The sequence below is a fragment of the Streptomyces sp. NPDC007901 genome (genome assembly GCF_042959465.1).
Taxonomy (GTDB): domain Bacteria; phylum Actinomycetota; class Actinomycetes; order Streptomycetales; family Streptomycetaceae; genus Streptomyces.
This window is the reverse complement of the sequence record NZ_JBIBKW010000002.1, coordinates 919,716-938,316: the sequence shown is the minus strand read 5'-3', so window position 1 is coordinate 938,316 and position 18,601 is coordinate 919,716. Positions and strand designations below refer to the sequence as shown.

The 18,601-nt window shown below is 72.3% G+C and carries 20 protein-coding genes; 7 read left to right on the top strand and 13 right to left on the bottom strand.

Annotated features, from left to right (window positions below):
* Positions 1–4: 4 nt before the first annotated feature.
* The gene (locus ACFZDK_RS10100; protein WP_390971541.1) at positions 5–1,111 is read right to left on the bottom strand and encodes a peptidase M10; all 1,107 of its coding nucleotides are present in this window, start codon (positions 1,109–1,111) and stop codon (positions 5–7) included.
* A gap of 390 nt (positions 1,112–1,501) precedes the next feature.
* Here ACFZDK_RS10100 and ACFZDK_RS10095 point away from each other — a divergent pair, with 390 nt between their 5' ends.
* Both ACFZDK_RS10095 and ACFZDK_RS10090 read left to right on the top strand, forming a co-directional pair.
* Positions 1,502–2,893 carry a CoA transferase gene (locus ACFZDK_RS10095; RefSeq protein ID WP_390971540.1) on the top strand — a complete coding sequence of 464 codons (1,392 nt, stop codon included), beginning with the start codon at positions 1,502–1,504 and terminating at the stop codon, positions 2,891–2,893.
* A gap of 132 nt (positions 2,894–3,025) precedes the next feature.
* On the top strand, positions 3,026–4,036 hold the full coding sequence (locus ACFZDK_RS10090; RefSeq protein ID WP_390971539.1) for a CopD family protein: 1,011 nt from the start codon (positions 3,026–3,028) through the stop codon (positions 4,034–4,036).
* 72 nt (positions 4,037–4,108) lie between these two features.
* On the opposite strand, the gene ACFZDK_RS10085 is transcribed toward ACFZDK_RS10090, so the two are convergent.
* The 8 genes from ACFZDK_RS10085 to ACFZDK_RS10050 all read right to left on the bottom strand — a co-directional run bounded on the left by ACFZDK_RS10085 (position 4,109) and on the right by ACFZDK_RS10050 (position 11,799).
* Positions 4,109–5,155 (bottom strand): zinc-binding dehydrogenase, encoded by a 1,047-nt coding sequence (locus ACFZDK_RS10085; RefSeq protein WP_390971538.1) that lies wholly within the window; start codon positions 5,153–5,155, stop codon positions 4,109–4,111.
* A gap of 36 nt (positions 5,156–5,191) precedes the next feature.
* Positions 5,192–5,857, bottom strand: coding sequence for a lysoplasmalogenase family protein (locus ACFZDK_RS10080; protein ID WP_390971537.1), 666 nt, complete (start codon positions 5,855–5,857; stop codon positions 5,192–5,194).
* Complete coding sequence (locus ACFZDK_RS10075) at positions 5,854–6,720, bottom strand: sterol desaturase family protein (protein ID WP_390971536.1); 867 nt, start codon at positions 6,718–6,720, stop codon at positions 5,854–5,856. The genes ACFZDK_RS10080 and ACFZDK_RS10075 overlap by 4 nt, the downstream gene beginning before the upstream one ends.
* Positions 6,721–6,820: 100 nt before the next feature.
* A complete protein-coding gene (locus ACFZDK_RS10070; RefSeq protein WP_390971535.1) occupies positions 6,821–7,534 on the bottom strand; it encodes a VIT1/CCC1 transporter family protein in 714 nt (237 codons plus the stop codon).
* A 45-nt stretch (positions 7,535–7,579) separates the two neighbouring features.
* On the bottom strand, positions 7,580–8,812 hold the full coding sequence (locus ACFZDK_RS10065) for an amidohydrolase family protein (RefSeq protein ID WP_390971534.1): 1,233 nt from the start codon (positions 8,810–8,812) through the stop codon (positions 7,580–7,582).
* On the bottom strand, positions 8,809–10,095 hold the full coding sequence (locus tag ACFZDK_RS10060; protein ID WP_390971533.1) for an amidohydrolase family protein: 1,287 nt from the start codon (positions 10,093–10,095) through the stop codon (positions 8,809–8,811). Before ACFZDK_RS10060 ends, ACFZDK_RS10065 begins: the two co-directional genes overlap by 4 nt.
* Positions 10,096–10,120: 25 nt before the next feature.
* Positions 10,121–11,005: an SDR family NAD(P)-dependent oxidoreductase gene (locus tag ACFZDK_RS10055; protein ID WP_390971532.1), complete on the bottom strand. Its 885-nt coding sequence runs from the start codon at positions 11,003–11,005 to the stop codon at positions 10,121–10,123.
* The gene (locus tag ACFZDK_RS10050; protein ID WP_390971531.1) at positions 11,005–11,799 is read right to left on the bottom strand and encodes an acetoacetate decarboxylase family protein; all 795 of its coding nucleotides are present in this window, start codon (positions 11,797–11,799) and stop codon (positions 11,005–11,007) included. The genes ACFZDK_RS10055 and ACFZDK_RS10050 overlap by 1 nt, the downstream gene beginning before the upstream one ends.
* A 208-nt stretch (positions 11,800–12,007) precedes the next feature.
* Between ACFZDK_RS10050 and ACFZDK_RS10045 the strand changes: the two genes are divergently transcribed.
* From ACFZDK_RS10045 to ACFZDK_RS10025, 5 genes are all read left to right on the top strand, one after another.
* Positions 12,008–13,000, top strand: coding sequence for a DEDDh family exonuclease (locus ACFZDK_RS10045; RefSeq protein ID WP_390971530.1), 993 nt, complete (start codon positions 12,008–12,010; stop codon positions 12,998–13,000).
* 79 nt (positions 13,001–13,079) lie between these two features.
* Positions 13,080–13,313 (top strand): hypothetical protein, encoded by a 234-nt coding sequence (locus tag ACFZDK_RS10040; RefSeq protein ID WP_046727968.1) that lies wholly within the window; start codon positions 13,080–13,082, stop codon positions 13,311–13,313.
* A 49-nt stretch (positions 13,314–13,362) separates the two neighbouring features.
* On the top strand, positions 13,363–14,160 hold the full coding sequence (locus ACFZDK_RS10035; RefSeq protein ID WP_390971528.1) for an SURF1 family cytochrome oxidase biogenesis protein: 798 nt from the start codon (positions 13,363–13,365) through the stop codon (positions 14,158–14,160).
* Positions 14,161–14,230: 70 nt separating this feature from the next.
* A complete protein-coding gene (locus tag ACFZDK_RS10030) occupies positions 14,231–16,015 on the top strand; it encodes a glycoside hydrolase family 15 protein (protein WP_390971527.1) in 1,785 nt (594 codons plus the stop codon).
* A gap of 5 nt (positions 16,016–16,020) precedes the next feature.
* Complete coding sequence (locus tag ACFZDK_RS10025) at positions 16,021–16,776, top strand: SDR family oxidoreductase (RefSeq protein ID WP_390971526.1); 756 nt, start codon at positions 16,021–16,023, stop codon at positions 16,774–16,776.
* Between the two features lie 85 nt (positions 16,777–16,861).
* On the opposite strand, the gene amaP is transcribed toward ACFZDK_RS10025, so the two are convergent.
* The 4 genes from amaP to ACFZDK_RS10005 are packed head-to-tail and all read right to left on the bottom strand — an operon-like array spanning position 16,862 to position 18,600.
* Entirely contained in the window at positions 16,862–17,440 is a 579-nt protein-coding gene (amaP, locus tag ACFZDK_RS10020) for an alkaline shock response membrane anchor protein AmaP (protein WP_390971525.1), read from the bottom strand.
* Positions 17,441–17,444: 4 nt separating this feature from the next.
* Entirely contained in the window at positions 17,445–18,050 is a 606-nt protein-coding gene (locus tag ACFZDK_RS10015) for a DUF6286 domain-containing protein (protein ID WP_390971524.1), read from the bottom strand.
* Positions 18,050–18,409, bottom strand: a complete 360-nt coding sequence (locus ACFZDK_RS10010; RefSeq protein ID WP_390971523.1) for an Asp23/Gls24 family envelope stress response protein — start codon at positions 18,407–18,409, stop codon at positions 18,050–18,052. Before ACFZDK_RS10010 ends, ACFZDK_RS10015 begins: the two co-directional genes overlap by 1 nt.
* A complete protein-coding gene (locus ACFZDK_RS10005) occupies positions 18,406–18,600 on the bottom strand; it encodes a hypothetical protein (RefSeq protein ID WP_355716039.1) in 195 nt (64 codons plus the stop codon). The genes ACFZDK_RS10010 and ACFZDK_RS10005 overlap by 4 nt, the downstream gene beginning before the upstream one ends.
* Between the last annotated feature and the right edge of the window lies 1 nt (position 18,601).

Below are 18,601 nucleotides of genomic sequence, written 5' to 3'. Positions count from 1 at the left end.
CTCCTCAGCAGATGCTACGGAGACCGAGGACGTCTCCCTTGCCGAGCGTCCTGGCCTTCGTGTTGCACAGGAACGAGTTCGTGAACATGGTCAGGTTCTCGTGTCCCGAACCGACGTGCCCGAGCCCGAAGACGTGTCCGGCCTCATGAGTGCCGACGGCGCGGATGTCGTATTTGTTCGTGCAGCTGCTCGTCGGTTTGTTCGTGAAGTCGTGATCGTGGGTGTTGAAGCGGACGTCGGCCTCGCGCAGATCGTTCTTGACGCCGGGCATCGGCCAGGTCCGCGAGCAGGTCACGGCGACGTGATCGCCCTTGGGATCGCCCGCGTCCCAGGTGCTCAGCCCGTCCCAGGAGGTGCACTGGGACTTGTCGTTGATGTCCGCCTCATAGCTCGTCTCGGACAGGAAGTTCGCCCGTGCCCCGACCGTGTCGCTGTATCCACAGTTGTTGTAGCTGTCGGTGATGTTGTCGATGGCGTCATAGAACACCCACTTGGCATCGGTGCGGGACAGCCCGCCGGGCATGCCGTCGTCGCCGATGTACCAGTTGTAGGTGCCGTACTCCTTGCGGTCAGCGGTGGCATACGCGCCGTCGCTGCAGGCTCCGGTCGAGCTGAGGGCGTCCGTGTCCGTCACCTCGGCGCCCTCCGCCGCGGCGTCGGACGCGTCCGCGTCGGTGCTGTCCGATCCCTGCGTCAGGTCTCCGGACGTCGTGGCCGGGCTGGACAGGGAGTCGGCGACGTCGGTTCCGGCGGTGGAGTTGTCCGCGCTCGACTCGGTCAGGTCGTAGGAGACCTTGCCGTCGGACGCGACCTCCATCGTGAAGCCGTGCGTCCCACCGTCGGTGGCCAGCGCGTCAATGCTCACAGCCGTGCCCGGCTCGGGCACGGTCAGACCGGTGTCGTCGTACGTGACGACCCGCCCCACCGCGTCACACTTGATCACCGACGAGCCGGCGGGCAGGTCACTGATCGTCAGGTCTCCCTCTCCCAGCTCGCAGACGTCCGCCCCCGCCACCGCCACATTCGCGCTGCTGCCGACCGCCGACAGCGAAGCGACAAGCGCGAGAGCCGTGATCGTTCTGCCGACGAGTCCTGGATTGCGCCAAGACATGTCCACCCCCCTGGGGACCTCCCGCGATGCGGGACTCGGTCAAGATCGATGAAAGGCACCTGCCAATCCTTGGAGATCTCTTTACTATTCAGACGAGACCTTTACCATTCAGGCCAAGAAGATCCACGCCCATCCCGCCAACCCTCCCTGGCCGCACCCACTGCGGCCAGTTGAAATGTGCTTCTGAGTGCAAGGCCTCCGGTTCCACTTGAGCCCGGGAGGCGCTTCCTCCCCCCTTCAACCTCGGCCCCTCCCACCCGTTTCACCGATTCCGCATCGAGGCGACCGAAGTCCGAGGGGGCGAGCACCGGGAACGGCTTGATATCGACCCCCACCGGGCACCGCACTTGAGGCAATAACTTGATTGGATCAATACTGCACAATGCAGTCATGACTGGAATCAAGTATGCGTGGTCCGCGCTGGGCGGCGATCCTTCGCTGCTCGCGCGGGTCGCGACCGTGCCGCGTCGGGGCACGCTTCAAGCACGCCTTCCGGTACGAGAGTTCGCCCGCGCGTGCGTGGGGGCGTGCGCGCTCGCCGCGGCCGAGCTGGGCGCGCGGCGGTCCGGCGCCGCGGAGGTGCCCGGGGTCCTGGTGGACGACGGGGCCGTGGCGACGGCGTTCACCAGCGAGCGGCAGGTGCTGATCGACGGGCGGGCCCCGGTGTCGTTCGCCCCGCTGTCGCGGTTCTGGCGTACGGCCGACGGGTGGGTGCGGACCCACGCCAACTACCCGCACCACAGGTCCCGGCTGCTGGGCGCGCTGGGCCTGCGCGAGGACGCCTCGGTCGAGGACGTGGCGGCGCGGATCGCCGAGCGGCGCGCGGTGGAGACGGAGGAGGCGGTCTACGGGGCGGGCGGGCTCGCCGTGGCGCTGCGGTCACCCGCGGAGTGGGCCGCGCACGCGCAGGCCGTCGAGGTCGCCGCGCGCCCCCTGGTCGAGCGGGGCCGGCTGGACGCGGCACCCCCGCGCGTGCTCCCGCCGCTCGGCTCCGCCGCCGCTCCCCTGCTGCCCGCCGCCGGGCTGCGCATCCTGGACCTGACCCGGGTCCTCGCCGGGCCGGTCGCGACCCGCACCCTGGCGCTGCTGGGCGCCGACGTCCTGCGCCTGGACGCGCCGTGGCTGCCCGAACTCCCGGACCAGCACGCCGACACGGGCTTCGGGAAGCGGTCGGCGACGCTCGACCTGACGGCGGACCGGGCGGCCTTCGAGGAGTTGCTGGGCTCGGCGGACGTCGTGGTCACCGGGTACCGGCCGGGCGCCCTGGACCGGTTCGGGCTCTCCCCCGAGGCGCTGGCCCAACGGCGGCCCGGGCTCGTCGTGGCCCAGGTGTCGGCGTGGGGCGGATACGGGCCGTGGGGCGGGCGGCGCGGCTTCGACAGCCTGGTGCAGGTCGCCACCGGCATCGCGGAGATCGAGGGCTCGGCGGAGCGGCCGGGCGCCCTGCCCGCGCAGGCGCTGGACCACGGCACCGGCTATCTGCTGGCGGCGGGCGTGCTGCGGGCGCTGACCGAGCAGTCGTACGAGGGCGGTGGCAGGTTCGTACGGCTGGCCCTGGCGCGGACCGCGCGGTGGCTCATGGCGGAGGCGGAGCCGGGTCCCGAGGCCGGTGAGCCCTACGCGGGGCCGGACGCCTGGCTCGCCGGGACGGACAGCGCGCTGGGGCGACTGCGGTACGCGCGGCCGCCGTTGTCCTTCACCGGCGGCCCGTCCGACTGGGCACGGCCTCCGGTGCCCTGGGGATCGGATCCGGCGCGCTGGGGGTCGGCTCCGGCGCGCTAGGGATGGGATCCGGCGCGCGGGCGTGATCGCGCCCGCGCGAGTGGCCGGAAACGAACGAATGGGTGGATTGGCGAACGGTCAGTTGATTTCCTGTACTTGCCCGGTTCTGTCATGGATGGCGAAGATCGTGGGGTGACGGTGACACGACCGACCGCCGAAGCGGCCGACGCGAGCGGCCCCGCGAGACGCCCCGGGACCGGCCGGGCCTTCGCCGTCCTGGCTCTGGTGGCGCTGGGCGCGCTGGTGCCGCTGCTCGGGTCGTCCGTCGCGTTGCACGACACCGGGGAGGCCGCGGCGCCAGGGGTGGGCGGGGTCGCGTTGCTGCGTGGGGTGCTGTTCGCCGCCCTGTGCGTGCCGGCGGGCGAGCTGTTCGTGACCCGGCTGGCCCGCCGGCTGCCGGACGCGCCGCCCGAACGGCCGTCCAGCTGGGCGGTGTTCGCGGCCGTGGCCGGTTTCGCCGCCGCGCTGGGGCTGGCGTCGGTGGTGTCGACGGGCAACCTGGTGCCGCGTTCGCTCGCCGACGTCGATGTGGGCGGCCTTTACCAGTCCCGCGACGGCAAGCTGGCGCTGATCGAGGTCAACGCCTTTCTGCTGGCGGGACTGTGCGCCCGCACGCGCCGCCCGGTACTGCAGGTGTGGCCGCTCGGGGCGGTGGTCGTGGCCGAGGCGCTGCGCGCGCATCCCGCGCCCGAGCACAGCCCGTTGCTCGGGTCCGCGCTGACCCTGGTGCATCTGACGTGCGCGACGCTGTGGGTGGGCGGTCTGCCGCACGCGCTGCGCATGCTGCGCCGGTGGCACGACCGGGCGGCCGGGGCCGCACTGCTCGGTCTCTACGCGCGCGTGGCCGCCGTCCTGCTCGCGGCCATCACCGCGACGGGCGTGTGGAGCGCGCTGCGGCGGATGCCCGCGGGCACCGTCCTGGACCAGCTGACGACGACGGCGTACGGGCGCACCCTGGTGGCCAAGGTGATCCTCGTCGCCGCCGTCGCCGTACTCGCGCTGTGGGCGCGGTACCGGCTGCGCCGGGCGGCCGACCCGCTGACCGCGTACGTCCCCGCGCGGGCCGAGGTGGTCGCGCTGGGGGCGGTGGTCGCGGTGTCGGGGGTGCTGACGGCGCTGCCGCTGCCGATCAGGTGGACTTGATCAACCATTGATCGGATCGTTGATCCAGCCGCCGATCCAGTCGTTGGTTCAGTCGTTGATCCAGCCGTTGGTTCAGCCGTTCGTGACGAGCACCTTCAGGGCGGTGCGCTCGTCCATCGCCTTGTAGCCGTCGGGCACGCCCTCGATGCCGACGGTCAGGTCGAAGACCGGCGACGGGTCGATCGTGCCGTCGAGGACGTCGGGCAGCAGGTCGGGGATGTAGGCGCGGACCGGGGCGACACCGCCGCGCAGGGCGATGTTCCGGTCGAACATCACGCCGAGGTCCAGGCCGGTGCCGCTGCCGTGCGGCACGCCGACGAAGCCGATGGCGCCGCCGTCCCGGGTGATCTCGACGGCCGTCCGCATGGACTGCTCGGTGCCGACGGCCTCGACGACGGCGTGCGCGCCCTGGCCGCGGGTGAGTTCGCGTACGGCGGCCACGGCCGCGTCGCCGCGTTCGGCGACGACGTCGGTGGCGCCGAAGCGGCGCGCGATGTCGGTACGGACCTCGTGCCGGCCAAGCGCGATGATCCGCTCGGCGCCGAGCCGCTTGGCTGCCAGCACGGCGCACAGGCCGACCGCGCCGTCCCCGACGACGGCGACCGTGGCACCGGGGCGGGCGCCCGCGCCGAGGGCCGCGTGGTGGCCGGTGCCGAGCACGTCGGAGAGGGTCAGCAGGGCGGACAGCAGATGGTCGTCGGAGGCCGCCTCCTTGGGCAGCTGGACCAGCGTGCCGTCGGCGAACGGCACGCGCACGGCCTCGCCCTGGCCGCCGTCGTAGCCCACGGAGCCCCAGAAGCCGCCGTGCTCGCAGGAGGTCGTCAGACCTTCACGGCAGTAGTCGCAGACGCCGTCGGACCACATGAAGGGCGCGACCACGAGGTCCCCGCGCCGCACGGTGCCCACCTCGGAGCCGGTCTCCTCGACGACACCGAGGAACTCGTGCCCGATGCGCTGCCCCGGCTGCCGGGCCGCCTCGCCCCGGTACGCCCACAGGTCGCTGCCGCAGATACAGGCGCGCAGCACCCGTACGACGGCGTCGGTGGGCAGCTGCACCACGGGCTCGGGTACGTCCTCCACGCGCATGTCGAACGGGGCGTGGATGGTGGTGGCGCGCATGGCGAGGGTCCTTCTCGTGCGGTGTCGTGGGTGCGCTCAGGGGGTGGTCGAGCGCACTTCACGGTACGCCGAGGCCGGTGCGGGTCGCGCGTCGAGGGCGCCCCGGACCAGCAGGAACTGTCCAGCCGCGTAGGTGAGCATGATCCAGAAGTCGGGCCGGGGCGGCTGCGGCCAGTCGGCGACGCCGGTCGCGATGAGGGTGTCGGAGAGCATGAAGAGCGCGCCGCCGAGCCCGGCCACCGGGCCGAGCCGGGTGGCCGCGGTGTACGCCATGGCCGTCAGGAGGGTGCTGTAGCAGGCGACGGGGACCCGGAGGCCGGCCGGCAGGTCCGGCCACAGCAGAGCGACCAGGGCGACGAGGGCCGCGGCGTAGACCGGGGCGAGGACGCGCGCGCCCGCGCGGGGCGGACCCTGCCGGCGGAACAGGACGAGATAGCAGACGTGTCCGGCGGCGAAACAGGCCATGCCCGCCATGAAGGCCGGGTCGGCGTCGGAGAGCAGCAGCACGTCGCCGCCCCAGCCGCACAGCAGGGCGGCGACCAGGAGCCGCGGGCCGCCCGCGCGGGCGGCACCGGCGGCGAGCAGCGGCATCAGGAGCCCCTTGGCGACCATGTGCCCCGGGTGGAAGCCGGCGGCGAGACAGCCGAGGTCGACGACGATGGCGAGGGCGAAGGCGGCGAGCAGCGTCCAGGGCACTCTCACGCGGCCACGGACTCCTCGGCCTGCTCCACGGCGGCCGGCGGCGCCCAGCCCGGCCCCCGGAACACCCGTCCGGCCCGCTCCCGCCAGCTGCGCGCGGCCCTGAGGTCCCGGCCGATGGCCGCGTACTCGTGGGTGGCCACCTTGATCGGGTTGAACGTGTTGATGTTCTTGGTCAACCCGTACACGGGTCGTTCGACCTCGGGCACCCACGATCCGAACAGCCGGTCCCAGATGATCAGGATCCCGCCGAAGTTGCGGTCCAGGTAGCCGCCCTGGGAGGCGTGGTGCACACGGTGGTGGGACGGCGTGTTGAACACGAACTCGAACCACCGGGGCATCTTGTCGATGCGCTCGGTGTGGATCCAGAACTGGTAGACGAGGTTCGCCGAGGAGCAGAAGGCGAGTGCGGCCGGATGCACACCGGCGGCCACCAGCGGGACGTAGAACGGCCAGACGGTCAGGGAGGTCCAGGGCTGGCGCAGCGCGGTGGAGAGGTTGAACTTCTTGCTGGAGTGGTGGACGACGTGGCAGGCCCACAGGATGCGGATCACGTGGTGGCCGCGGTGCGACCAGTAGTAGAGGAAGTCCTGCGCGAACAGCATCAGCGGGACCGTCCACCACAGGACGGGAACGCGCAGCGGGGTGAGTTCGTAGATCGCCGTGTAGATCGCGACGATCGGGATCTTCCAGACGAAGTCGAAGACGAGCGACCCGAGCCCCATGCCGATGCTGGTGGCCGCGTCCTTGGCCTGGTACCCGGCGGCATCGTCGTCGGGATGGATGCGGTAGCTGATCACCTCGATCACGGTGAGCAGCACAAAGGCGGGTATCGACCACAGCACGACATCGGGCAGGTTCGGCATGGGGGCACCGTAGAACCGCCGGTCGGCCGCGGCTAGACGTTGTTACCCACAAGTATTACCAGCGGTATGCGCTTGCTTGTTGGCGATCTCCGCCAACGGGCTAGACCCCCACCGCCCCCAGCAGGCTCCCCGCCCCGTAGGTGACCCCCATGGCCAGCGCCCCGCCCACCACGTTCCGGACGACGGCCGGGCCCACCGCCGCCGCGCCCAGCCGTGCGCTGGCCCATCCCGTGAGGACCAGGGCCGCCAGCACCGAACCCACGGTCACCGGGAGCCGCCAGTCCGCCGGTGGCAGGACGATGGCCAGGAGGGGCAGCAGCGCCCCCACCGTGAACGCGAGGAAGCTGGCGAGGGCCGCGTGCCAGGGGTTGGTCAGCTGGTCCGGGTCGATGCCCAGCTCCACGCGCGCGTGGGCCCGCAGGGCGTCCCGTTCCGTGAGCTGGACCGCCGCCTCCCCGGCCACCTCGCGCGAGAGGCCGCGCCGCTCCAGCAGCTCGGTCAGCTCCTCCAGCTCGGCCTCCGGCTGCTCCTTCAGCTCGCGTTTCTCCAGGGCCAGCGCGGCCAGTTCCGAATCGCGCTGGGTGGACACCGACACGTACTCGCCCGCCGCCATCGACATGGATCCGGCGAGCAGGCCGGCCAGCCCCGCCGTCAGCAGGGTGCTCCGGTCACCCGTCGCCCCGGCCACGCCGACGACGATGCCCGCCGTCGACACGATGCCGTCGTTCGCGCCCAGTACGGCCGCCCGCAGCCAGTTCAGCCGGGAGCCGAGCGCTCCCCCATGGGCCTCGTTGTCGTGCGTTGGTTCCGTCACAGCAGGGAGGATCGCACCCGGAGGCCCACGGGCGTCGTACCGACGTCACCAGACCCGTACCGAGGCGCCCTTCGCGAACACCGGACTGGTCGCGTCCGCCGGAGGCGTCGACAGCGGCTCGGCGATCTCCGCCACCGTCGGTCCCACCTTCGCCGCGATCGGGTCCAGGAGGTCCAGGTCGAAGCCGTAGACGCGGGCCGCGTTGCCGCCGAGCATCGCCGCGAGCTCGCCCTGCGGGACGCCGGCGAAGGCGAAGCGCAGGCCCTCACGGGTGTAGGGGTACGTCCCCTCGTCGTGCGGGAAGTCGCTGCCCCACATGATCTTGTCCAGGCCGATGCGGTCGCGCAGCGGTACCTCGTGCGGGCGCATGAAGCTGGCGCCGACGAAGCAGTTGTCCCGCCAGACCGTGGACGGCGCCTCCCCCATCGAGTCCGCCAGGCCGACGCCGAACTTCGACTCCGCGGTCGTCGCCCTGGTGGCCGCCGCCAGCATGCGGCCGTGGTAGTAGTCCAGCATCGCCAGGACCCCGGGGATCCAGCCCGAGCCCTGTTCCGTCAGGACCAGCCTCAGGTCCGGGTGGCGGCGGAAGGCGCCGCCGAAGATCAGGTGCCACAGCGCCCGGTGCGAGAACCAGGTCGTCTCGACCATGAAGACCGCGCGGGCGGCCGGTTCGTCGCCGAGCGGCGGGGACGCCGAGCCCGCGTGGTGGTTGACGGGGACGCCGAGTTCCGCGCAGACGGCCCAGATCGGGTCGTACACGCGCGCGTGGAGTTCGGGCAGGCCCGAGCCGGGCGGCGTGCCGGGCAGCAGGAGGCCGCCCTTGAGCCCCGCGTCCGCCGCCCAGCGGATCTCCTTCACCGCCTCCTCCACGTCGTTCAGGAGGATCTGGAAGACCCCGGCCCTGCGCCCGGGCGCGGCGGCGCAGAAGTCGGCCAGCCAGCGGTTGTGGGCGCGCAGGCCCGCCCAGCGCCGTTCGAACTCGGCCGCCGTCGGTGCCGGGGCCATCAGGGACCCGGACGGGAAGAACGGCGGGATGGTGTTCGGGAAGATCACCTCCGCGACGATCCCGTCCTCCTCCAGCTCCGCGAGCCGCCGCGCGGAGTTCCAGTTCCGGTCGGCCGAGTCGGCGAGCAGGTCCTCGTACGGGTTGACGTACGTCGCCGCCCAGACGTCGAAGTCGTCGTGGTGGCGCTTGTCCAGGTACGGCTTGTAGTCGAGGAGGTCGGCGCCCGCGTGGCAGTCGGCCGAGATCACCGTGTAGCGGTCCTGTCCGTTCATCGATCCGCTCCCAGCACAGGGAAGTCGTTGTCCGTCAGCCAGTGCCGGCCCACCTCGCGCGAGCGGGCCCAGGAGGCCTCCACCGCCGTCTGGTCGGCCTGCTGGCCGAGGTCGGCGGGGGTGGGGCCGATACGGCGGGCCAGCGGGGCCAGGCGGTCCACGTCGAAGCCGAAGACCTCGGCCGCCGCGAGGCCCAGCATCCGGCGGGTCTCGGCCACCGGGATGTCGTGGAAGGTGCGGCGCAGCCACGCGCGCGTGTCGGGCCAGGTGCCCTCGGGGTGCGGGAAGTCGCTGCCCCAGAGGATGTTGTCGACACCGATCTCGTAGCGCTGGGCGAGTTCCCGGCGCTTGGTGTTGGTGGCGCAGACGAAGACCTGCCGGTCCAGGTACTCGTGCGGCGGGCGCCGCAGTTCCTCGAAGGGGGACAGCTTCTTGCCGCCGTGGGCGCCGAGGTAGAGGCGGTCCATGAACCACAGCAGGTTCGGCAGCCACCAGCAGCCGGACTCGGCGACGCCGAAGCGCAGCCCCGGGTGCCGTTCGAACGCGCCGGACCAGAGCAGGAACCACAGCGGGCGGGCCGGCCACCACGTCACCTCGCTGACGTAGATGCCGAGATGGTCGCCGTACTCGTGGCGGGGGGCCGCCCCGGAGTGGGTGACGACCGGCAGCCCGCACTCGGCGGCGGCCGCCCACACGGGGTCGTAACGGCGGTCGTGGTAGGGCTCCTTGTCGACCCACATGGCCGGGATCATCAGCGCGCCGAGGCCCGACTCCTTCGCGCGGTGCACCTCGGCGACCACCCGCTCCGTCGGCGCCGTGACGGGCAGCAGGGCGACCCCGCAGTGCCGTTCGGGGTTCTCCGACACGAACTCCGCCAGCCAGCGGTTGTGGGCCTGAGCGCCCGCCATGCCCAGCTCCGGGTCGTGGTCCCCGGAGAGGCCGAGGCCCACCCCGAAGGGCGCGGCCGTCCGGCTGTCGACCGCGTCGGCGTCCGGGAACACCACCTCGGCGGCCACCCCGTCGCCGTCCAGCTCCTTGAGGCGCTGCGCGGTGTCCCAGCCCCCGCGCAGCCCCTCCTCGTTGTCGTGGAACCACTTGGTCGCGAACGCCTCGTTGCGGATGCCGAGCCGGGTCATCTCCTCCCGGCGGCGCTCGCGTCCGGCGAGGAACTCGTCGAAGTCCCGGTGGAACCGGGACTCCAGATAGGGCCGGTACTCCTCGGTGGGCAGTCCGGCGTGGCAGTCGGAGGAGATGATCAGGTATGGGTCGTCGTACGCGGTCACCACTGCCCCCTGTCGGTCCAGGTGCTCAGTCCAGGATGAAGCTCTCGAGGTACGACGGGTTCGCGCGGTCCAGCATCGAGGCGGCCCGCGCCCGGATCTGCGCGTCGCTGTGCGCGCTGTCGGGCAGCAGCCAGAAGCGGTCCGCGCGGATGCCCGCCACGACGAACTCGGCGACCTCCTCGACGGGCGTGAAGGCGACCTCCTTGCCCGCCGCGCGCATCGCCGCCTCCCACTGGTCGAGACTGCGGTACGGCGTCCTGCGCGGCCGTTCCTTGGCCCAGCGTTCGGGCCGGTTGCGGTGCGACTCCCACAGCCCCGTGCGCAGCATGTGCGGCCCCGGGAAGAGCACCGAGGCGCCCACGCGCGCGTGCTCGGCCTTCAGGTGGGCGTACAGGGACTCGGTGAGGGTGACCACGGCCGCCTTCGTCACGGCGTACACGGAGGCCGTCGGGAGCGGTGCGATACCGCCGTCACCGGAGGATGTATTGACCACATGACCGGGTTGACCCGACTTGATCATCCTGGGCAGGAAAGCCTGTACGCCGTGGAAGACGCCCCACACATTGACTTCGAACGCCCACTTCCAGTCGTTCGGTTCGTGCTCCCACATACGGCCCTCGGCGCCCGAGCCGACCCCGGCGTTGTTGCACAGGACGTGCACCGCGCCGTAGGTGTCGTAGGCCGACTCGGCCAGTTCCAGGACCTGTTCGCGGACGCCGACGTCGACCACGCGCGCGTGCACGTCGGCACCGTCCGCGCGCAGGCCGTCGGCGGCCTTCTCCAGCGCGGCGGCCTCGACGTCGGCGAGGACCACCTTCAGGCCCTCCGCGGCGAACCGCCGTGCCATCGCGAGCCCGAGTCCGCTCGCGGCGCCCGTGACGACGGCGACCTGTCCGGCCCGCAGCTCCATCAGGCCTCGCTTCCTTCGGGCGGCGCGTCATGGATCTGGCGCGGGTCGTCGTACCGCTGGTGGACGTACGGCAACAGGGCCTGGGCGTCGACCCGTTCGGCGACCCGGCCGCGCTGGTCGCTGGTCTTCTCACCCAGGGTGAGGTCCAGCAGGCGCAGCACCGGGAGATCGGCGACCGGGTCGTAGGCCGACTCACGGAGGATCACCTCCCCGGTGACGCGCTCCAGCCGGCGGACCTTCTCCTCGCGTACGCAGTGCACCAGCAGCGGGTCCCCGTCGAAGCCCGAACCGTCCACGGCCGGGAGGAACTTGAAGTAGAAGTCGGTCTTGGGGGCGGGCTCGGGCAGCGGCAGCGGGCCGTCGACCGTGCCGCGCACCTCGACGAAGGCGACCCCGTGCCGGGCAAGCGCCGCGCGGACCTCCTGGCCCTCCCGTTCGACGGTCACCTCGCCGAGCTTCTTCGGCTCGCCGAACACCTCACGCCCGCCGGTCAGGGCGCGTTCGTGGGTCATCGGCATCACCAGCGGGTACCAGCCCTCGACCGCGCCATGGGCGGCGGCGACCGCGAACGAGCCCGCGCCGAGCGGGTACCCGGGCAGCTGGACCTTGCTGATGCCGACCCGGGCCAGGGGCCGGCCGGTGGGCTTGAGCGGGGGCGGCAGCACCGCCGCGACCGCGTCCGGGTCGGTCTCCCAGACGGCCACCACCCCGGTGGACCAGACGTCCGGGAGGCGCGCGGTGCGCGCGGCCCTGATCTCCGCCTCGGTCCGAGCGCCGTACCGTACGCGTGCCATCCGCCGTACCGCCCTTCCGTCGGCCGCCGTCTGCGCCGGGCGGGGTGCACGCTTGCACCGGGCGGTGAAAAGGTCCATAGCCGCGCGAAGGGCAATCAGGACAAAGGTCCGCGGGCGTGCGACGGATTATCAGGACATGCGAACGGGTGGGTGCGGCAGGTGACCTGACGGACCGGACTGTCGGTCGGGGCCCGTATCCTCAATGACCATGCTCCAAGACCGTACGACCGCAGTGTCCCCCGGCACCCCGTGGCCGGCCGCGTATCCGAAGGGGTATGCGGTCGTCGACGTGGAGACCACCGGACTGGCCCGGGACGACCGGATAATCTCCGCGGCCGTCTACCGGCTGGACGAGCGCGGCGAGGTCGAGGACCACTGGTACACGCTGGTCAACCCCGAGCGGGACCCGGGTCCGGTGTGGATCCACGGTCTGACGAGCGAGGCGCTCGACGGGGCTCCGCTCTTCACCGACATCGCCGAGGAGTTCTCGGCCCGGCTGGACGGCCGGGTGCTGGTCGCGCACAACGCGGTCTTCGACTGGCAGATGATCGCGCGGGAGTACGCGCGCGCGAAGGCCGAGCCCCCGGTGCGGCAGCGGTTGTGCACGATCGCGCTCTCCAAGGAGCTGGCCCTGCCGCTGCCCAACCACAAGCTGGAGACCCTGGCCGCGCACTTCGGTGTCGTGCAGCGGCGGGCGCACCACGCGCTGGACGACGCGCGGGTGCTCGCGGAGGCGTTCCGGCCCAGCCTGCGGGCCGCGGCGGCGGGCAACGTACGGCTGCCGCTCCTCGAGTGCCGGCCGCTGACGGAGTGGTCGGACACGCCCAGGATCGGGCAGCAGGCGAGCGGTGGCTACGGCGGCGGCTACCGGCCGACCAGCTGGCGGCCGTCCCGCAGGCGGCCGGCGTGCCCGTACCCGAACCCGGGGCGGTACGAGGACGGCAGGCCGCTCCAGCAGGGCATGCGGGTGGCGTTCTCCGGGGACACCTCGGTCGACCGCGAGCTCCTGGAGGACCGGGCGGCGGAGGCCGGTCTGCATGTCTCCACCAGCATCTCGCGGCTGACCAGCCTGCTCGTCACCAACGACCCCGACTCGGGTACGTCGAAGGTCGTCAAGGCCCGCCAGTTCGGGACCCCGGTCGTCGACGAGGCGGCCTTCGGCCAGCTGCTGCGGGACGTGGCACCGGCCTCCGGGACGTGACCGTACGGACGGGTGATTGCCGTGCGACTCGCCACGCGCCCGCTCGCCCGCGCGAGCACGACAGCCCACCCTGTGGCGCATGGCGAAATGCGAAGTATGCGGCAATGACTACGGAATGACCTTCGAGGTGCACGCGCAGGGCGCGGTCCATGTCTTCGACTGCTTCTCCTGTGCGATCCACCGCATGGCCCCGGTCTGCGAGCACTGCAAGGTCTCGATCATCGGCCAGGGCGTGGAGGCCGAGAACCAGTGGTTCTGCGGCGCCCACTGCGCCCGCGAGGCCGGGAAGGCGGGCATCGTCGACCGCGTGTGACCCGGTACCCGCCCGATCGCGCCCCACGACCGAGTTGTACGGTCGTGGGGTGTACCGCTTCCTGTTGACCCGGCAGTGGGTGATCCTCACCCTGATCTCGCTGCTTCTCATCCCCACGATGATCCGGCTGGGGTTCTGGCAGAAACACCGGTACGAGGAGCGCAGCGCCCGCAACCAGTTGGTGGCCGAGGCGCTGCACGCCAAGCCGGTGCCGGTGGAGCAGGTGACCGGGCCGGGGCACGCGGTGACCCGCAAGGAGCGGTACCACACCGTCACCGCGACCGGCACCTTCGACACCGCCGACGAGGTCGTCGTCCGCCGCCGTACCAACGACGACGACGAGGTCGGCTACCACGTCCTCACCCCGTTCGTCCTGGCCGACGGCAAGGTGCTGCTGGTCAACCGGGGCTGGATCCCGTCGGACGGCCCCAGCCAGACCGCCTTCCCCAAGATCCCGGCGCCGCCCGCCGGCCAGGTCACCATCCAGGGCCGGCTGATGCCCGACGAGACCACCGCGGCGAGCGGCATCAAGGACATCAAGGGCCTGCCCGACCGTCAGATCATGCTGATCAACAGCGCGGAACAGGCGCGCCGGCTCGGCAAGCAGGTGCTCGGCGGCTACGTCCAGCAGACCGCGCCGGAGTCCAAGGGCGACACCCCGGAGCAGATCTCCGACCCGGGCAAGGAAGACGCCCCGCTGAACTACGCGTACATGATCCAGTGGTGGCTGTTCGCCGCGGGCGTCCCGTACGGCTTCTTCGTCCTGGCCCGCCGCGAGGCACACACGCGTGCGGAGGCGGCGGCCGACAAGGAGGCGGCCGAGGAGGCGGAGCCCGCCGCCGTCTGAGCGCGGTGCCGTGTCACTCCCCCGGCCCACCCCCTGATTGGCCCCCCGGCCGGGCGGGAAACCGGCTCCCGTGGACCGACGCATCGAGGACTACGCCCTCATCGGTGACGAGCAGACCGCGGCCCTGATCGGCCGGGACGGCTCCATCGACTGGCTGTGCCTGCCCCGCTTCGACTCGGCCGCCTCCTTCGCCCGGCTCCTGGGCGACGAGGACCACGGCCACTGGCGGATCGCCCCGCAGGGCGCCACCGTCTGCACCCGGCGCGCCTACCGGCCCGACACCCTGGTCCTGGACACCGAGTGGGAGACGGCCGAGGGCACGGTCCGGGTGACCGACCTGATGCCCCAGCGCGACCGCGCCCCCGACGTCGTACGCATCATCGAGGGCGTCAGCGGCCGGGTCACCGTGCAGAGCACGCTCCGGCTCCGCTTCGACTACGGCTCGGTCATCCCGTGGATGCGCCGCTCCGGCGGCAACCGGGTCGCCGTGGCCGGACCCGACGCGGTGTGGCTGCGCAGCGAGCCGTCCGTACGGACCTGGGGCGAGGACTTCGGCACGCACTCGGAGTTCACCGTCGCGGAGGGCGAGCGGGTCGCGTTCGTGCTCACCTGGCACCCCTCGCACGAGCCCCGGCCGCCGCTCGTGGACCCGTACGAGGCGTTGCGCGCCAGCGTCACCGACTGGCGGCGCTGGACCGCCCGCTGCACGTACAACGGCCCCTACCGGGACGCGGTCGTGCGCTCCCTGATCACCCTGAAGGCGCTCACCTACCGGCCGACCGGCGGCATCGTGGCGGCCGCCACCAGCTCGCTGCCCGAGGAGCTGGGCGGGGTGCGCAACTGGGACTACCGCTTCTGCTGGCTGCGCGACTCCACCCTCGCCCTCGGCGCCCTGCTCTCCGCCGGCTACCACAAGGAGGCCGAGGCCTGGCGCGACTGGCTGGTGCGCGCGGTCGCCGGCGACCCTGCGGACCTGCAGATCATGTACGGGCTCGCGGGTGAACGCCGGCTCCCCGAGTTCGAACTGCCCTGGCTGCCCGGCTTCGCCGGATCGGCACCCGTACGCGTCGGCAACGGCGCCGTCGACCAGCTCCAGCTGGACGTGTACGGCGAGGTCATGGACTCGCTGTCGCTGGGCCGCACCGCGGGACTGCCCACCAAGCCGCACCTGTGGGCCATCCAGTGCGCGCTGATGAAGTTCCTGGAGAAGAGCTGGCGGCAGCCGGACGAAGGGCTGTGGGAGGTGCGCGGCGGCCGCCGCCACTTCGTGCACTCCAAGGTGCTGGTGTGGGTGGCCGCGGACCGCGCCGTGCAGACCCTGGAGGAGCACGCGGAGCTGAAGGGCGAGCTGGAGGGCTGGCGGGCGCTCCGCGACGAGGTGCACCGGGAGGTCTGCGAGAAGGGGTACGACCCGAAGCGCAACACCTTCACGCAGTACTACGGCTCGCGCGAGCTGGACGCCTCGCTGCTGCTGATCCCGCGCCTGGGCTTCCTGCCGCCGGACGACCCCCGGGTGATCGGCACGGTGGACGCGATCCGCGACGACCTCGGCCACGGCGGTTTCGTGCGCCGCTACGACACCGACGCGGTCGGCGTCGACGGGATGCCGGGCGGCGAGGGCGCCTTCCTCGCCTGCTCGTTCTGGCTCGCCGACGCACTGCACATGACGGGCCGCACCGACGAGGCGAAGGAACTGTTCGAACGGCTGGTGGGGCTGGTCAACGACGTGGGGCTGCTGGCCGAGGAGTACGACGTGGAGCTCGGACGCCAGCTGGGCAACTTCCCGCAGGCGTTCAGCCACATCGGGCTGGTGAACACCGCCCTCACGCTGTTCGGGAGCGACCAGGCAGGATAGGGGTCATGGATCTTGGACTGAAGGACCGGGTGTACGTCGTCACCGGAGCGACCCGCGGGCTGGGCAACGCGACCGCGCGGGAGCTGGTCGCCGACGGGGCGAAGGTCGTGGTGACCGGACGGGACGAGAAGCGGGCCGCGGAGGCCGCCGCCGAGCTGGGCCCGAACGCGGTCGGCGTCGGCGTCGACAACGCGGACCCGGACGCGCCGGCGCGGCTGATCGCGGCCGCGCGGGATCACTTCGGCGGCTTCGACGGCATTCTCGTGAGTGTGGGCGGACCCGCGGCCGGGTTCGTCGCCGACAACACGGACGAGCAGTGGCGGAGCGCCTTCGAGTCGGTGTTCCTCGGGGCCGTGCGACTGGCCCGGGCGGCCGCGGCCGAACTGACGGACGGGGGTGTCATCGGGTTCGTGCTGTCCGCGTCCGTGTACGAGCCGATTCCCGGGCTGACGATCTCCAACGGGCTGCGGCCGGGTCTTGCCGGGTTCGCCAAGTCGCTGGCGGACGAGCTGGGGCCGCGCGGGATCCGGGTGGTGGGGGTGCTGCCGTCCCGGATCGATACGGACCGCGTGCGCGAGCTGGACGGGATGTCCGCGGATCCGGAGGCGACGCGGGCGGAGCACGAGTCGAAGATTCCGTTGCGGCGGTACGGGACCGCGCAGGAGTTCGGGCGGGTGTCGGCGTTTCTGATGTCTCCGGCGGCGTCCTATCTGACGGGGATCATGGTTCCTGTCGATGGAGGGATGCGGCACGGGTTCTAGCGGTTGAGTTCTGGGTGCGGGTGTGTGGGGGCTGGTCGCGCAGTTCCCCCCGCCCCCACACAAGTGGGGCACATGAACCGCGATGTCAAGTGACCCTCTCCGCACGGTGTTTGACCGACGTCAGTCGGACTTCTGCGGGGAGCTTCTTCAAGGCTGCCGAATCCCGGGCGTGTGCGAGGGCCTGAGCCGTCAGGTCGTCGAGGGCCGCGCCCGGCGAGACGTCCGGCTCCAGTTGGAGCCAGACCCGTACCTGCGGTGCCGTCCGTGTGCCCTTCAGGACCGCCTGGGCGTGGGCCACGCCCTCCTGGTGGGCCGCGTCCGTCGCGAGGACCGTCTCCAGGGCCCGGCCGCGCAGCAGCGCGCTCTCGCCGTCTCCCGTGTCCACCAGGACCTCGGGCAGACGGCGGCGGCGCAGCTGGGCGGTCAGCCACCACAGGGAGAGCAGGACCAGCACGGCCAGCGCGGCCAGGACCGTCGGCCACCACCAGCCCGCGTCCCGCCAGTGGGTGCGCTCGGCGGTGCTGAGCAGGACGTCGTGGCGGCCGGTGTGGATCCACCAGGACGGCGGCGGGGCGCCGAGGCCGACGGCCAGCACCGAGCCGCCCAGGGCGAGGAGCAACAGCCCCGCCAGGCCGACCAGTACGCGGTTGACCGCACCGAGCATGACGTCACCCCTTCCGGCCGGGTCGCAGCACCAGCAGGGTCAGTTTGGGCGGGTGGGCGAGGCCCAGGCTGCGGATCGCGTCGTTCAGGGCCGCGTCCAGGTCGGCCCGTACCTCGTCGAGATCCCGGAAGTGGGAGATGGCGAGGACGTGGGCCCGGGAGCGGTGCAGCCGTACCCGTACCCGCCGCACGCCGGAGATCTCCATGGCCCGGTCGCGCAGCACCATCGCGGCCGCGTCGCGGCGCAGTCCGGCGCGGACGTCGGGGTGGGTGCGGCGCATGGGCAGCAGGTCGCGCAGGCCGGGGGTGACGGCCAGGATCAGCAGCCACAGGCCGAGGGCGGCGGCGACGCCCGCGCCGGCCAGCACCCAGGTGTCGTCGAGGGGCCGCTCGGCGAGTTGGCGGGCCAGTGCGCGGCGCCAGTGCATCGCGGGGTGGTGGGCGCGTACGGCCGCGATGTCGTAGAGGAAGGCGCCCGCGGTCACGAGGACGAGCACGGCGACCACGGCCGCGGGAGCGCGGCGCGGGGACCAGAAGCGGGCCTCGCGGCCGGCCGGGGGTGCGGTCTCGGGTGGCGGTTTCTCGATGACCTGTGTCTGCTCGGTGCTCATCACGCCCTCCCCTGGGTCTGGGCCGGGTGCAGCCGTTCCACGTGGACGGCGACCTCCGGGACCTCCATGTCCACCAACGCGCCTACCCGCTCGACCACATGTCGACGCACGGCCGCGCACCGGGCGCCGATGTCGGACGGATAGTCCAGTTCGAGATGGACGCGGACACGGACCGCCTCGTGGTGCACGACGACCGTGGCGTGCGGGGGTACGGCGTCCTTCGGGAGGCTGCCGAGCGCCTCGCGGGCCGCCTGGGAGGCGACCTTGGCCACCACCCGGTCGGCGATCCGGAGGGCGCCGCGCTCGCCGGGCGCCACAGCGGCCGGGGCGCTGGGTGTCTCACCGCTCGCGGAGGTCATCGCCGACGGTCACGCCGGTCGTCGCGGGTGCGGAAGAAGTCGCCGAGTTCGATGTCCCCCTCCGCGAACCGGCCGACGACGAACCCGACCGCGCCCAACGCGGCCACCAGCAGGAAGGCGCCGAATCCACCGAAGTACCCGGCGAAGCCCAGTGCCATGCCGGCGATCATGCCCACCACGGCCGTGCTCATG